At 40.9% G+C, this 16,762-nt stretch carries 11 protein-coding genes; 9 read left to right on the top strand and 2 right to left on the bottom strand.

Translation table 11 applies throughout. The features are described from left to right. Window positions 1-19: 19 nt before the first annotated feature. Window positions 20-1,474 carry a SusD/RagB family nutrient-binding outer membrane lipoprotein gene (locus tag M2273_RS23585; RefSeq protein WP_429400239.1) on the top strand — a complete coding sequence of 485 codons (1,455 nt, stop codon included), beginning with the start codon at window positions 20-22 and terminating at the stop codon, window positions 1,472-1,474. A gap of 20 nt (window positions 1,475-1,494) precedes the next feature. Then, window positions 1,495-2,436 (top strand): DUF1735 domain-containing protein, encoded by a 942-nt coding sequence (locus M2273_RS23590; protein WP_429400240.1) that lies wholly within the window; start codon window positions 1,495-1,497, stop codon window positions 2,434-2,436. Between the two features lie 465 nt (window positions 2,437-2,901). On the opposite strand, the gene M2273_RS23595 is transcribed toward M2273_RS23590, so the two are convergent. Further along, window positions 2,902-3,624 (bottom strand): hypothetical protein, encoded by a 723-nt coding sequence (locus tag M2273_RS23595; protein WP_429400241.1) that lies wholly within the window; start codon window positions 3,622-3,624, stop codon window positions 2,902-2,904. 717 nt (window positions 3,625-4,341) lie between these two features. Here M2273_RS23595 and M2273_RS23600 point away from each other — a divergent pair. The 6 genes from M2273_RS23600 (at window position 4,342) to M2273_RS23625 (ending at window position 13,637) form a co-directional block, all read left to right on the top strand. Beyond that, the gene (locus tag M2273_RS23600) at window positions 4,342-4,935 is read left to right on the top strand and encodes an RNA polymerase sigma factor (protein WP_429400242.1); all 594 of its coding nucleotides are present in this window, start codon (window positions 4,342-4,344) and stop codon (window positions 4,933-4,935) included. A 129-nt stretch (window positions 4,936-5,064) separates the two neighbouring features. Beyond that, window positions 5,065-6,159, top strand: a complete 1,095-nt coding sequence (locus M2273_RS23605; protein ID WP_429400243.1) for a FecR family protein — start codon at window positions 5,065-5,067, stop codon at window positions 6,157-6,159. Window positions 6,160-6,386: 227 nt separating this feature from the next. Beyond that, on the top strand, window positions 6,387-9,785 hold the full coding sequence (locus M2273_RS23610; RefSeq protein ID WP_429400244.1) for a TonB-dependent receptor: 3,399 nt from the start codon (window positions 6,387-6,389) through the stop codon (window positions 9,783-9,785). An 18-nt stretch (window positions 9,786-9,803) separates the two neighbouring features. Then, window positions 9,804-11,369, top strand: a complete 1,566-nt coding sequence (locus M2273_RS23615; RefSeq protein WP_429400245.1) for a RagB/SusD family nutrient uptake outer membrane protein — start codon at window positions 9,804-9,806, stop codon at window positions 11,367-11,369. A gap of 330 nt (window positions 11,370-11,699) precedes the next feature. Then, a complete protein-coding gene (locus M2273_RS23620) occupies window positions 11,700-12,290 on the top strand; it encodes an RNA polymerase sigma-70 factor (RefSeq protein WP_429400246.1) in 591 nt (196 codons plus the stop codon). Window positions 12,291-12,431: 141 nt separating this feature from the next. Beyond that, window positions 12,432-13,637, top strand: coding sequence for a FecR family protein (locus M2273_RS23625; RefSeq protein ID WP_429400247.1), 1,206 nt, complete (start codon window positions 12,432-12,434; stop codon window positions 13,635-13,637). Here the strand turns inward: M2273_RS23625 and M2273_RS23630 are convergent. Continuing rightward, window positions 13,632-13,913, bottom strand: coding sequence for a hypothetical protein (locus tag M2273_RS23630; RefSeq protein ID WP_429400248.1), 282 nt, complete (start codon window positions 13,911-13,913; stop codon window positions 13,632-13,634). The genes M2273_RS23625 and M2273_RS23630 overlap by 6 nt on opposite strands. Here M2273_RS23630 and M2273_RS23635 point away from each other — a divergent pair. After that, entirely contained in the window at window positions 13,903-16,749 is a 2,847-nt protein-coding gene (locus M2273_RS23635) for a carboxypeptidase-like regulatory domain-containing protein (protein WP_429400249.1), read from the top strand. The two genes, M2273_RS23630 and M2273_RS23635, sit on opposite strands and share 11 nt — an antisense overlap. Window positions 16,750-16,762: the final 13 nt, after the last annotated feature.

Below are 16,762 nucleotides of genomic sequence, written 5' to 3' on the forward strand. Positions count from 1 at the left end.
ATCATTAGACATAAATAAAATGAAAAAGATATATATATATACATTAGCAACAACGCTTATTTGGTTAAGCACGGGTTGCTCAAAGCTAAAAGACTTTGGTAATGTAAATGATAATCCCGGCGCTACTACCAAACCGGTACCTGCAGCATTGCTAACCAATGCGGAGTCTGCACTGGGTGGTTACGCTTCTTCAAATACTGAAGCCATAAGCGGAGGCCAGTACGCTCAATATTTTACCGAAACACAATATTCAGGTACATCGCTATATACATTACCGCAAAACTCTTTTACAGGTAATTACAGCGGAAACCTGTATGATCTGCAGAATATTATTAACCTGAATCAAAGCAAAAACAGTTCAACTGTCGCTAAAATTCTTCAACAATATATTTTCTGGATCGTTACCGATTCATGGGGCGATGTTCCTTATAGCGATGCGTTAAAGGGCATACAGTCTATAACTCCCAAATATGATACACAGGAAGATATCTACAAAGGCATAATTGCCAATTTGACCGCGGCTATTGGTGAATTTGATGCCTCCTCTTCCCTGGCCGGCGATATTGTTTTTAATGGCGATGTTGCTTCGTGGAAAAGAACAGCTAATTCACTTAAGTTATTAGTTGCCATACAGCTATCAAACAGAGTTCCTGCTGCCAGCGGTTACGCGGCCACAGCTGTTAAAGAAGCTATAGCTGCCGGTGTTATTACTTCAAATGATCAGAATTTTGATTTAAACTATCCGGGTGGTGGCTATAAAAGTGCATGGTGGAATCTATATAATGGCCGTAAGGATTTTGCTGAATCTAAAACAATGACGGATCTTACCGCATCCTTAAATGACGACAGGCAAAATGCATTTGGCGGCGCAAGTGAAGTAGCTGGAAACGTTACCACATCAAATATTGGTGTACCCTATGGTTTAGCCAGAAACAATGTGTTGGCCTTTACCGATAATAACCCTACCTGGGCACGTATTTTACGTGGCGATCTGCGTACCGAAACTGGCAGTGTTATGCTTATCAGTGCCGCCGAGGTTGCTTTAGCCCGTGCAGAAGCTGCCAACCTGGGTTGGACAGCGGATGATATTACTACCCAGTATCAAAACGGTATTAAATTATCATTTGAACAGTGGGGAAGGCCGGCTCCGTCAGCATCCTATTTTACACAGTTGGGTGTAACAATTTCTGCAGGCGCCAATGCTGCAAATGTGAAAAATATCTCTATCCAAAGATATTTAGCCAGTTACCCTGATGGGCACGCGGCATGGGCCATCTGGAGAAAAACAGGTTATCCTCAACTTACCCCTGCACCCGATGCTACAAATGCTACCAAACAAATTGTTCGCAGGTTTACCTACGCCACAAGTGAATATAATACCAACGGTGCTAATGTTAACGCGGCCGTTGCAAAATTAACTGGCGGTGATACACAAGATGCGCATGTATGGTGGGATACAAGAACAACTAATTAATTTTTTTGAATTAAAAAGACATGAAAAAGAAAATATTCTTAAAATATCTGTTTCTGGCCTGTACTTCTGCGCTTGTTTTCACAGGATGCAGAAAAGAGCCGGCTAACGATAAAGCAGCAAAAAATGCTCAAACAGGTATATCGTTTATTGGCTTCCCTACGGGTATGGAGTCATCAACGTTTTTTGATCCGTTTACCGATATTAAAACCGTAAATGTGTTCACCATAAAAAAAGATGCGTTTAATAATGCTGATCTTAATAAACCAGAAAACATTGTGGTAACCGCTCTTCCTGATGCGATTACAGCATATAACGATGCACATGATACCCAATATGAATTATTGCCATCTTCATTTTACACGGTAGCTAACAGTACTGCCGATGTTACGCAAGCAACCGATGGTAGTTTAACTTTCAAATTTGCTCCTGGTAATTTTGCAAAGGACTTTGCTATAAAACTTAATGGTAGTAAGCTCGACCTGTCAAAAAGTTATGCATTAGCCTATAAAATAACCAAGGCCGATGGATTAACTGTACATGCAGCAAATAAAGACACTTTGTACGCATTTTATAGTGTTAAAAACAAGTATGATGGTAAATATTCCATTACCGGAACTATTTTCAGAAATTCAGCTACGATTCCGGATGCAACTTTAAGTGGGGCACTTAAAGATGACTTAACAACAAATGTTGCCACAATTGGCGCTAATGCTAACACCTTTTCCCAATATTGGGCAACTGGTGAGGGAATAGCCGGCATTGATGGCCTACAGTTGGCCGTTGACCCAATAACTAATAAAGTTACAGTTACAGCAAGCGGAAACCCAGTGCTTAAGAACACCCCGGGTACTGATAATTACTATGATCCGGCTACCAAAACATTTCACTTAGCATTTGATTGGGGAGTTGCACCCAATACAAGGGTTGCAGTAACCACGTTAACATACGTAAGTTCAAGATAATTAATACCCCTAATAAATGAAAGAAAAGGAGGCTGTTCATGACTTATGATACAGCCTCTTTTGTAACGCGTAAGTGCTTGTTTAATATGGTACAAACAAGCAGGCATTTATATACGATTAATGCCATAGTTAACCAGAATTAGTAAATCTTAAAATACTCTTGTCGTTCTTTACATAGTTTCTTCATCATTAATGAAAGACACTTAATAGTTAAGTTAAAAATAGCGTCAGCTCTGGAGTGCTGCGCTTTTTTTATTAATTCGTCATTTTTAACCGGATAACATCTAACCTCCCGATACCCAATGAACGAGGCAGGTATTTTCATTGCATCTAACCGTTTGGCTTTTCCAAAACATTTGATGGTAGTGTCTCAGTTTGAAAATAAATATTTTGGTTCACCCGTTTGACCAAAGCTTTTTCTAAAAAGATGGAAATAATTATTAGGTTATTGCGCTGCACTTTGTGCTACTTCCCATCAGATTTGCGGATATCTTTTGCCTTATTAAAAGTTGCCAAACAACTATCAAGCGGTTGACCTTGTTTATAAATGCAGTCGCAGAAAACTTGGCAAGCCGCGGGGTTTTTGCTGGATGCACATTGATTGCTGCACTCATCTTCAGAGTTGCCCGGTACGATCTCAAATAAATAAAAAGTACCAATGATGATAAAGATTAAGATGGCGAAGGAACCGCCAAAAAATATGATCCGAAGGCGCATACCCAAGGGCTTTTTTAACACAGGAGGATCTGCTTTGGGCTGCTTGAATGGCAAAAGGTGTTTTAAACGGTCATAATTCCAAATTAGTAAAAACAAGCTTGCCAATAACATCATCGTGTTGCCCCGGGTACCATCAAAGCGGGTAGCATAAGTCAGCACACAAATATTAACGATGATGGGGAAATACATTAGTGCACCAAGAAGGGATGTTCTCGGGATCAGTAATAGTATAGCTGTTATGATTTGAACAATGCCGATAAAGGTATAGTAATATCCTGTCAGATGTAAGGCATCGAAGTAATGCCCTAACGGGTTGTTAGACGGCAAGCCAGCGGCGAATCTTTCCCCCACGATTTTAATATAGCCTGCCGGAATAAAGCTCGCGGCTAAAGCAATGCGGCAAAAAACAGCAAACCGTTGAAACCATTTGTCAGCCTTTGCCTCATAATATAGTTCTTCAAATCTATTCATAACTGCATTTTAATTAGTGTAGGACAGGTTTTGGCGGAATTACGACAAACTTCAGGCTTTTTTACGGGTGAATAATTTAATGAAGAGAAAATAAAGGACTGAAGCTACGGCCGTCCAGTATAGCGCACAGAAGAAAGCCAAAACAGGAGGTGCCGGATCCGGATCATTAAATACAGGCGCTAACGGACCTACCAAAACCACTTTAACAGGGTATATAATTGATGCCACAGTACGCTTCCAGGCTACCGGTGAGTCAGTCCCAGGGAACCATTGACCATTCACCGGAATCCCCCGGACTTCGGGACCTAAAATAGAGTTAGTTATAAACTGAAATGCGAACGCAGAAACGAGGAAGATGATTAGAAATCTTGTATATGGATTCTTCACAATATTAGTTTTTAATTTAAAAGTACTTTGCATAACAAAGTTATACATGTCACTTTATATTTCAAAGTATTCTAAGAAAAATTTAAACTGAGGCACTACCCATTTGATTATTAGGCATGATACTAATGTTTTAGTATAAACCATACCAAAGATTAAAATTAATTAAGGCTACCCAAGCTTATTAATATCCAGGCTGCCGTTTTTCAAACGTCCATAATACGGTTGAACAATCTTTTAAGTAATTTAGCCAGATTTATCAACGCTGATTATATAGTAATTAAAAGTGAACGTATTACTTTTGACCAGTTAAGCAGACTTTTGCTTCTAATTATGGTACCTGATAATAACTTTTCGATAGTTGCTGATGATTCTGAACTCTGGGATCTGTTTCGGGCTGGAGATGAAGTTGCTTATACCCGGTTGATCAAAAAATATTCAAAAATATTATTTAATTATGGCTTTCGAATTTGTCAGGATAAGGATTTTTTAAAGGATTGTATCCAGGACGTTTTTTTGGAACTTTGGAACCGCAGGCTAAAGATAAACCCAACCCAGGCCGTAAAATGGTATTTGTTCAAAGCTGTGCGGCTGCGTATTTTCAGGGAACAGTCTAAATGGAACCGCAATGAAACGCCCGACGAAAATTATACATTTTTAGTTGAGTTCAACATCGAATCAAAAATGATCACCGATCTTGAAACGATGGAGCTGGGGACTCGCATTAAACAGGTGCTCAATGGCCTCCCACCACGCCAACGCGAAATCATGTACCTGCGCTTTTATGAGAACCTTGATTTTGAGAATATTTCGCAAATTATGGAAATCAGCAAGCAATCGGTACATAACCTGTTGCAAAAAGCATATAAAAACTTTCGGGCCGAGTGGGTTGTATTGCTCATAGCATTTTCAAACCTCAATCAATAAAAAAATAAACACCTGTTTATCAGGCCATTGTGTTAAATTTATAAAAAAGTTTTATTTTTTTGTCTTTCAGAAGGGTAATATTTAACTGATTCGGAATATATACTGTATAAACCAATTGAATCAGCCCGCGTGATTAATTATACAAACTACGAAGTTGAAGACTTCTTGCGTGACGACTTTTTTATTGATTGGGCGCTTAAAAACTCGCCTGAACAGGAGGTATTTTGGCAACAATGGCTTGCAGAACACCCCGATCGCAAAAAAGTAGTTGACCGCGCCCGCATAATAGCCGCGTCTATTAAAATTGAACCGTTGCAGGTCGAACTTACCGATACTGAGGTTAACGCCTTAATTACACACATCAGGCAACAAGCTTTTGATCAGGCTAATCCAAAGATAATCAGACACCGATATTATCAATCTAACTGGTTTAGGATAGCCGCTTTGCTTTTGTTGTTTGTTAGCGCGGGGCTTTTGTTTATCAAAAACAAGCATCAGGAACCCACCGGGTTAAAAACCACGGCACAAGCTGATCCATATCTGCATATTACCAATCATACAACAGAATCAAGACTGGTGCAAATGAGCGATGGCAGTCTGGCTGTTTTAAAACCAGGATCAGGGCTCAAATACCTTCGGTCATTTCATGACAAACGGGAAGTTTTTTTAGATGGGGAAGCATTTTTTGAGATTCACAAAAACCCCAAAATGCCGTTCCTGGTACATAATCACGATATGGTAATACGTGTTCTGGGTACCAGCTTCACGGTTAAGTCTTTAAACAATAATGACATTAAAGTAGTAGTAAACACCGGTAAAGTACTGGTATATAACCAAAAAGCTACAACAAAAGCCGATAGGGAAAGATACGAAGTAACCCTGGTTCCGAATGAGCAAGTTACTTATGTCGAAAAACAACTCCGATTTAAAAAAGAAACACTGAAGGTCCCTTTAATCCTCTCTAAAGAAATTGCCCAAAAGGAGTTCACATTTGATAACGCTCCATTATCGTACATTATTGAAAGAATAGATAAAGCGTATGATGTTAATATTGAATATGATAAAGCAAAACTGGGAGATATAAATTTAACGGCCTCTCTTTCAGACAGGCCATTGGACGAAAAAGTTAAATTGATATGCAAGGCTATAAATGTTTCGTGCCAGTTTACTGATGGCCGCATTATTATTCACAACCAAAACCTAAACGTTACCCCAACCAATTAACCTATTATTAACTCCAAATGATATGATGAGAAAAAAAACTACATAAATTCCCTCAAAAAAAACCGGCAATATTTGCGGTACTGCCGGTCCAAATGTTTAGCCCCAAAATGATTGATACCCATTTACTGCAACCTCTAAAAGGTTGAGCGGGGCTTTTTTGTCAAGTTATTAACGAATTATTAACCCTTACCAAATTTATGAAATATAAACCTATACTCGTAAAAATAATGAAGATCACATTTTTACAGTTAACATTAAGTCTCTCTTTATTAGGAAGCGCCCTTGCCAAAGATGTTAAAGGCCAGGCTATATTAGATACAAAGGTTTCTGTAAGCGAAAACAACGTTGCACTTAAAACAATAATAAAAAAACTGGAGCAAAAATATCATGTGAATTTTGTGTTTAGCCCGGTACTTATTAACGAAGGCCAAAAGGTAAATGCCTCTTTTAAAGAAAAGCCGTTAGGTACAGTATTAACACAACTGTTTACACCGCTTAATCTTACTTATGAGGTATCCGGAGATGTTATTGTAATCAGCAGCATGAACAACCAGCCTGCAGCAATTACTAAACGCTTTGATCTGGACATGACCCAGGCACCCATCAGTGGTAAAATTGTTGACGACAAAGGCCAGCCGGCTCCGGGCGTTACAGTAACCATTAAAGGCACCAAAACAGGTACTGTTACTGATGTCAATGGTAATTTTACGCTGAACGTGGCACCGGGCACAACACTGGTTTTTAGCGCCATAGGTTTTGACACCCAGGAACTGCCCGCCAAAGCCGAGCCTATGAGCATCGTTATGGTAGCTTCCAACAGCAACCTTGCGGAAATTGTTGTAGTAGGTGTCGCCTTCAAAAAAGGCGATCTTACAGGTTCTGTAAGCAACGTGGATGCCAAAACATTGCAGGAGCGCCCGGTTACTAATGTTAACAGCGCATTACAAGGCCGTGTGGCTGGTGTATTTATTGGCGGCGGCTCAAAACCAAGTGACGATGCAACCATTAAAATACGTGGTACTAATACCATAAACTCAGGTTCAAAACCTATTTATGTAGTGGATGGTTTGGTTATGGAAAACAACCAGGGGGGCTTTAATTCCATCAACATGAATGATGTTGCCTCTGTTCAGATATTAAAAGATGCTTCTGCCACCGCCCTTTATGGTTCGCGCGGTGCAAACGGCGTGGTGGTTATTACTACCAAAAAAGGTAAAAGGAAAGCTGGCGATGGCGTGATAACTTATGACGGCTGGGCTGGTTTCTCCAACTTTGCCAAAATGCCCGAGACCCTTAATGCCAATCAGCTGTTTGATTTAAGGCTGGATGCTTATGCAAACGGTTACCTAAAAGATAACCCTACTGCAAACAGGCAGGATTATATCAATAACACCCTGTTAAAAACCAATATAGCGTTCTCTAAACAAGAGTTTGATACCCATAACAGCGGCAAAAGCTATAACTGGCTCGATCAGGTAAAACGTACCGGTTATCAGCAAAACCATGCTTTAAGCTTTTCAGGAGGATCTGACAGAGGTACATTTTATCTGAGCCTTGGTTACGCTGGCACAAAAGGTCTTATTCAAAAAGTAAATCAAAATAAGTATACCGGTCGTTTTAACGCCGAGTACGATGTTAAAAAGTGGTTAAAAGTAGGTACCAATACCGGTTTTACCCGCACAGATGATGATCTGCCTTCTGATGATGTATATAATAAGGCACTTAATGCCAATCCGTTGTTAAACTATGATCCGTACCGCGCGCCGGATACCCGGTATACTGCAGATTACCTTACAGTGTACTACCGTTCACATGGTGAGCAAAACAACAACGATTATAACCCATTCAACTCGCTTGATGTTACCCGTAAACAAAACAGGAACAGGTTGGTATCATCAAACTATATCAATGTTAACCCTATAAAAGGCTTGGATATACGTTCAACCTACGCGGTTGATTTCGCCAATCAAAGCTGGTTTGAGTTTACTCCTAAAAACATACAGGAAGCCATCAGGCAAAATAACGGCGATGCACGCGCCAAGCACGAACGCACGAACGACCTGTATTGGCAATGGGACAATACCGTTTCATACAACACCACCATTAACTCCAAACACAGGATCTCTGCTTTGTTAGGTACTACTGCCAGCAGGCGCAGTTATGATTATACCAAAGCACAAGGCGACAGGTTTGCCAGCGATGATCTGCTATACTATGATCTTGGTGGTGCAGCTGCAACTGATAAAACAGTAATAGGATCAGACTTTTACCGGTATTCGCTGTTTTCGGTTTTTGCCCGTGCTACCTACAGTTATGACGAAAGGTATTTCCTGACCGCTACTGCACGTTATGATGGTTCGTCAAAATTCGCGGCAGATAACCGCTGGGGTATTTTCCCTTCATTTTCAGCCGCGTGGGACGTTACACACGAGGATTTCATGAAAGACCAGAAAGTATTTAACCAATTAAAACTGCGTGTTGGCTACGGCGTGGTAGGTAATCAGGATATTAACAACTACTCCTTCCAAACACTATATGGTTCAAGGATTGATAATGGCAACGCGCTTATCGTGAACGACGGCCTCCGCGGTAATCCAAACATTACCTGGGAAAAGCAAAAACAAAGCAACCTGGGTATCGATATGACGTTCCTGAACTCAAGGCTTAATGTTACCGCCGATGCGTTCTACATCAACAACGATAACCTGTTGCTTGATCGTTCATTAGCTACCACTACCGGTTACACCCATGAGTGGCAAAACATTGGCCGCGTAAATAACAAAGGTTTAGAAATTTCAGTAAGCGGTCAGATAGTTAAAAGTCAGGACTGGAACTGGACACTGTCTGGTAATATCTCCTTTGATAAAAATACCGTAAAACAACTATACGGAAATGCCAAAGAGATCTATAACACTGACCCATCTAAAGATAGTCGTACAGGCAACGTGTTCCTTGGCCAGTCACTCAACAATATCTACACCTATGTTTCTGGTGGTATAGCCCAGGAGTCAAACCGTGCTGAGTGGGAAAACATCAACTACAACGGTAAAACAGTAGGCCTTGGCGACCTTTTCGCCAAAGATGTTTCTGGTCCTAACGGCGTAAAAGATGGTATTGTTAACCAATATGACAGACAAGTAGTAGGTAAATCAGACCCTAAATTCTACGGGGGCTTTTCAACCGATCTGTCTTATAAAGGTGTAGCCTTAAACGCTGTTTTTGTTTATTCTAATGGTGCTAAAAAAATCAGCAACTTTTATGAGGGCACAATGAACAGTATTGGTGAAAGCATGGCATCAACAGATCTGCTTAACCGCTGGACACCAACCAACACCAATACCAATATACCGCGTGTAATTGGCAATACCAGCTATAACAGGTATAACCCTTCTGAACTGGATTATAGCTTGCAAAACGCTTCATACCTGCGTTTATCGGCGCTAACGTTAGCGTACAACTTGCCGCAATCTATACTTAACAACTGGCATGCTAACCGCCTGCGTGTATATGTGACTGGTTCAAACCTGTTCTGCATCACTAAATACAAAGGTCTTGACCCAGAAACAGGCGACTATGGCTACCCGCCTGTGAAAACGTTTGTTCTTGGGGTAAATTTTGGATTTTAAACGTCAATGCAAAAAATCATGAAAAAAACCATTATAAAGATATTCATAGCCGGAGCGGTAATTATTTCAGCCTCCTCCTGCAAAAAATTTCTCACCGAGGAGAGTTTGACCAAGGTGGATGAAAGCAAGGTGTATTCAGACATCGGCCTCACCGAAACAAGCCTCAAAGGGATATACGGCAGCTGGAAAAACATACGTACAGACGAGCAGGGCCTTATTACCATGATGGGTACCGACGAATTGCAGCAGGGCGCTTTCCAAATGAAAAGCGACGCTGCAAAAGGAGGTCTTGACCGATATGACGGTAATCTCAACTCGCTGTTAAACCAATTAGCCAACCAGTGGAACCTGCGCTGGCCAGTTATAAACGAGGCTGCCAAGATCATTAAAGGTATTGATAAACCAGGCATCGCCCCCGACAGCAAAGAAGCGCATGTTTTAGGCGAGGCCTATTTTATAAGAGGCTTTGTTGACTTTGAGCTGGCGATGTACTGGGGCGAAATACCCATCCGTGACCTGAACCGCGAAAAAGAGCTGGGTTTCCGCCGCCAGCCGCTTAAAGATGTTTGGGCTTTTATCATCAACGATTTGACCAGGGCATCAACCCTTTGTCCGCAAACAAATGATCCGGGCAGGGCTACCAGCGGAGCGGCACTCGCCATGCTGGGTAAAGCTTATATGTCGGCTCCGGAATCAACTGGTTTACGCAGCTTTGATAAAGCACGCGAAGCTTTTGAAAAAATGATGGGAAGATACACCCTGGTGCCTTACAAAGATCTGTGGGATTATGCAAAAGGTAACACGGCCGAGTCTATCCTGGAGTTCCAGTTCAGCCCCGTTTATCCTAACAACAATAAACTGCAGTTCCAGATAGGTTCACGTGCCGTGCAGGCATTTTTTGGGGATGGCTGTTATTATTCAGGATATGACAAAGTTGTTCCAACTATTCATGCCTATGAAACTGTGGCCAACGGCGGTGTGTGGGAAGATGGTGACCTGCGTCGCAACGAGAGCATCCGTTATGACTTCACCTACTACGGAGAAACCCCTACCCTTGACCCTATTTTATGGGAAGATCTGGGCAACGATTATGACGAACTGAAACCTCACATCAAAAAATATGAGGATTTCCGTACAGACAAGCACACTGATAACAAAATCAACAATGAGTGGAACTCAGGAAAAAACATTCCTGTGCTTCGTTTAGCTGATATTAAGCTTTGCTATGCCGAATGTTTAAATGAGCTTAATAAAACAGGCGATGCCGTAGCAGTGGTTAACGAGGTACGTACCCGAGCTTGGGGCGGCACTCTGCCTAATGATAAAAGGTGGAACGTGATGTCGCAGGTTGATTTCCGTACCAATATCATGGAAGAGCGTATCAGAGAGCTTTTTGCCGAAAACTGGCGCCGTATCGACCTGATCCGAACCGGAAAACTCCTTGAGCTGGTAAAAGCTCGTAATAAATGGACAAAGCAATCAGGAACAATTCAGCCGTTTAATACACTTTTCCCTATACCTGATAGCGAAATGAAGCTGAATCCTCAGATAACTCCGCAGGATCAAAATCCAGGTTATAAATAAGGCTTACCGGTAAGCTATAATGATCAAAACAAGTAAAAAAAGTAAAGCGCTTCATAATTAATTATGAAGCGCTTTACTTTTATATATTAGATTTTTTGCGCGACCGGATGAATATCTTCCTTTTCATGATACGCTTTAGTCACCCTGAGATAGACACCGCATTAAATTTACGCTGCTTTATTTTGCAACTGAAAAGTTACCAATTAAGTGCTATTTATTAACCCGGAATTAACCTAAATTGAACACGTAAAGCTCAATTTTGAGGCAGATATTTATATATACCATTAGTGCAGCCCGTAAAATCTAATTAATTATTTCTGCAAAGGATAGATGAGCATTGTAAAAGAAATATTTACGTATAAAAGTAATGCAGACGGATTGCCTGAACAGGTTGATCTGGATGTTCTTTTTAAGGAATATTACGACAGGCTGGTGTATTTTTCTTTACAACTGATCAAAGATAAAGATCAGGCTGAAGACATTGTTCAGGATTCCTTTATAAAATACTGGCACCAGCGCGAAACGGTGATCCAGAATAAAATAGCTATAAAGAACTTTTTATACAGTACGGTACGCAATGCAAGCCTCAATACCATAAGGCACAATAAAGTTGTAGATGGCTATATACAACAACAAGGCAACGCCGAGCTGGAGGAGCCACCGGTAATTGAAGCGATTATTACAGCAGAAGCAATAGCCGAAATTCATTCGGCGGTTCATGCTTTACCGGCCAATTATAAGGTAATTTCAATTATGGGATATTTTGATGGTAAAAAAAACCATGAAATTGCCGACGAGTTAAATATGTCAATAAATACAGTAAAAAAGCAAAAACAGCGGGCCCTTCAGTTGCTCCGGGTAAAACTCACCCCCGAGGTGTTTACCTGCTTTGTTCTGCTTACCATTGCAGCTCTTAAATAGGTTATACTTCTTTCTTTAAATATAACCGGGTTTTCTTCCGGGAATACCATTCTCAAAATCTTTCTTAAAAAAAATTAAAAAAAATGCACACTCCTTTATCCTTTTTAAATGGTGAGGTGTCTTTATGTACGAAAAGGAATTATGAATAATTACAAACCATATTTTGACCTGGGCAGCCTGATCGCGAAACATCAGCGTAATGAACTCACGCCACAGGAAAAAGAGGAATTGGAGCATTGGCTTCAATCAGATGTACGTAACCAGGAATTATTCAAAAAACTAACCGACGAAGCCATAATTAATAACGAGTTTGAAGCCTTTTCAGTAACCGATAAAGCTAAAGCCTGGAAAAATATAGTTAAAAAAACAGGCTATAAAGCGGCTGAAAATAAGCCGGCTGTAACCAGGAGATGGTTAGGCTACGCGGCGGCCGTAATTACACTGATGGCATTGGGCATTACTTTAAGTAAATATCGCAGCAATGAGGACCTGAAAACTTTGGCCCACCAGCAAAAGGATATCTTGCCTGGTAGTAACAAGGCTACATTAACCCTGGCCAATGGATCAAAAATAATTTTGGACGATGCCAAACAAGGAAAAATTGCCAATCAGAAAAATGTAGTTATTAATAAAAACAAAAGTGGGGAGGTGACTTATAAAGCCACATCTGCTGATCAAACATACTCCAGCCAGACACCTGCTGAAGCAATAACCATGAATACGCTAACTACCCCACGTGGGGGGCAGTATGAAGTGGTTTTGCCCGATGGTACCCGGGTATGGTTAAATGCAGCATCCTCATTAAAATACCCAACAGCATTTACCGGTAACGAACGTAGGGTAGAGTTAACAGGCGAAGCTTATTTTGAGGTAAGTAAAGATGCACGTAAACCGTTTTTTGTAAAAACGGCAAACCAAACAGTGGCAGTTTTAGGTACACACTTTAATATTAATAGCTATGCTGATGAGGCAGCCACCAAAACAACCTTACTGGAAGGCAGTGTAAAGGTTACCGGCAACGCAAACCAGCTTACGGTAAAACTTAAGCCCGGCCAGCAAGCGGTAAATACCGTAAATGCTATTGATATAAAACAAGATGCCGATATAGACGAGGCTGTAGCATGGAAAAATGGCAAGTTCCTGTTCAGGAATACCGACCTGCGTACAATTATGCGCCAGCTATCAAGATGGTATAATGTGGATGTGGAATACCAGGGCAATGTAGCCCAAAAACATTACCGGGGACGGATCTCCAAGAACGTTCCTGTTTCAGAGATATTTCAAATATTAAAAACAAGCGGTATAAACTTCACAATTAACGGAGGGAAGATTATTGTAAAATCATAACAAACCAATTACGGCAACCGGCGAGGCTGGTACCCGGGTTTGGCCAATAAAAAAGCCGGAAAGTGTTACGAGCACCTCCGGCCAAATATCGGGCTGACCATATAAATCATATTGACTAATACACTTTTTACTAAACAACCCAAACAAAAGTATGGATTTTTCTACATTTCCAGCGTCCGCGTGCGAAAGCATGCGGGTAAATAAAATTAATAAGCTTACCCATTGTTTTTCCCGGATAAACCCGGCTACAAAAAGGAAATTTATTATGCGGATCAAACTTATCACAGCTTTACTATTTGCAGTATGCCTTCATATCAGTGCCGCGAGCTTTAGCCAGAACATTACCTTAACTGAAAAAAACGCAAGCCTTGAAGCTGTTTTAAACAAAATTGAACAGCAAAGCGGTTATGATATTTTTATGCAAACAGAATTGCTTGCCGGCAGTAATAAGGTATCGGTAAATGTAAAAGACCAGTCTTTGGCAAAAGTACTCGAAAAAGTATTTAAGGGCCAGCCAATAACCTATGCTATAGTTGGCCATACCATTGTGCTTAAAGAAAAAGCACCTGCTAAAGCGGCTGTAGTCTCATCTCAAACTATGATGGCACCGGTTTATACCGGTAAAATTGTTGATGCCAATACCAAAGAACCTCTTATTGGTGCTTCTATAGGCGTAAAGGGTGGTGGCAAAGCTACCTCAACAGGATTAAACGGTACTTTTAAGTTGGATGTTGGTTCATCAGATGCTACGGTATTGGTGATCTCTTATATAGGTTATGTGACTAAAGAAATTTCGCTTTCAGGTACTAATGACCTGGGTGTAATAGAACTGAAGTCGAGCGCGAATGCCATGAGCGAAGTAGTGGTAACCGGAGACGTAGCGGTAGACAGAAAAACACCGATCGCGGTTACAACAATCAGCCAGCAATTTATTGAGGAAAAAGTTGGGAACCAGGATATCCCGCAGCTTTTAAGTGGCTCCCCAGGTGTTATGTCAACCCAGGGCGACGGTGGTTATGGCGATTCACGTATCAATATCCGTGGTTTCTACAGCGGTTCCAAAAAAGGGAACGTGGCATTAACTATTAATGGTATCCCGGTTAATGATATGGAAAACGGGTCAATTTTCTGGTCGAACTGGTCAGGTCTTACCGATGTTACAACTTCCATACAGGTACAACGCGGCTTGGGTGCTTCTAAAGTTATTGTGCCTTCATTTGGTGGTACTATTAATATTACTACCCGCAGTACTGATACTCAAAAAGGCGGTTATATTTCGCAAACCATCGGTAGCGATGGTTATGAAAAAACAGCCGTGCTGGTATCAACCGGCCTAAACGAAAATGGCTGGGCTGCAACCTTCCAAGGCAGCAGAACTAAGGGCGATGGCTTTGCTAACGGACTTAATTTTTTAGGATATAACTACTTCTTTAACCTTTCAAAAGTAATATCCCCAAGCCAAACATTGTCATTTTCTGTAATGGGCGCAACACAAACCCACGGGCAAAGACCTGATGAACTTATTTCAGACTGGCAAAACGCGCCCCAGGGCACCCGTTGGAATTACGAACTGGGAGTTAAGGATGGTAAGCAGATAAACCCGTATAACAACACTTTCAGTAAGCCGGTATTTTCATTAAACCACGATTGGACCATTAATGATAAATCAAGCCTTTCAACAGTTTTATACGCCACTTATGGTACAGGCGGAGGCGGAGGCATAGGCGGAGACGTTGTTGCCCCAAGGGTTAGTAATTATTACTCACCGTTTGACTATACAGCGGCCGAAAAAATGAATGCCACCAATCCTGATGGTTCTGCAAGCACCTACTTTTATTCATCACATAATGACCATGCATGGTATGGTGCCAGAAGTACATACAGAACCGAATTAGGGAAATATATCAATCTTTCTGCAGGCCTTGACGTTAGGTACTATAAAGGTACCCACTATGAAACGGTTACTGATTTGTTAGGTGCCGACTATGTTTATGACCCATATACAGCTACCGAGGTAGTAGGAAGCAGATCAGGTGATATCAATAATCCTGAACATCGTGCGGTAGTTGGCGATAAGATAGACTATTATAATAAGGATTATGTTCAGTCGGGCGGAGCATTTGCCCAGGCAGAATATGTAAAGAATAACTTTTCGGCATTTGTAACCGTGAACGGATCAGGTACAGGCGACCAAAGAAACGACTATTATAATTACCTGAACAGCGATCCAAATCAATCAAGCAGGTACGTTTACTTCTTTAACTACCAGGCTAAGGGTGGTGCAAATTATAATATTAATGATGAGATGAACGTATTTGCTAATATAGGTTACATCACTAAGCCGCCTTATTTTGATAACGTATTTCAGAAATTCACCAATAATATCAATCCAAGTTCAGTATCTGAAAAACTATTAAGCTATGAGTTAGGCTACGGTTTTAAGGTGTCAAACTTCAGCGCTAAATTAAACCTTTACAGATCATCGTACATGGATGAGTCTTTTGCTACCTCGTACCTTGACCAGGCTTCTAATCAGCTTTATACGGTGAATGTTGCCGGGGTAAATGAAATGCACCAGGGAGCAGAACTTGAATTAAAATTAAGACCTATCAAGGACGTAACTTTAAGTGGCATGTTCTCATACGGCGACTGGTACTACAGTTCAGACGCTGGTCCTTCATCGGTGTTTAATGCGCAGCAACAGCTGGTTAAAACAGTTAATAAAGTATACCTGAAAGACATTAAAATTGGTGATGCCGCGCAAACTACCGCCGCGTTTGGTCTTGATGTAAATGTTTTACCTGATTTAAAACTGGGCACCAACTATTACTATTATGGCAATTACTATTCTGATTTTAATTTTGCCAATGCAGGCAGCGCCGGCTTAAGCCCATATAAATTACCAAATTATTCTGTTTGGAACGTTAATGGCGTGTTCAGATTTAAGATCGCGGGTCTTGACGCGTCACTTATTGGCAATGTTAATAATTTGCTGAATACCAAATACATAGCAGATTCTTATGACGGCAACCTGTCCGGAGATGCTTCTAAAGCTTTGGTTTATTATGGCTTAGGCAGAACCTTTACAACGAGCATAAAAATTAAATTTTAATCAAATATTTTAT

This window comes from Mucilaginibacter lappiensis (assembly GCF_050433765.1).
In the GTDB taxonomy this organism is placed as follows: domain Bacteria; phylum Bacteroidota; class Bacteroidia; order Sphingobacteriales; family Sphingobacteriaceae; genus Mucilaginibacter; species Mucilaginibacter lappiensis_A.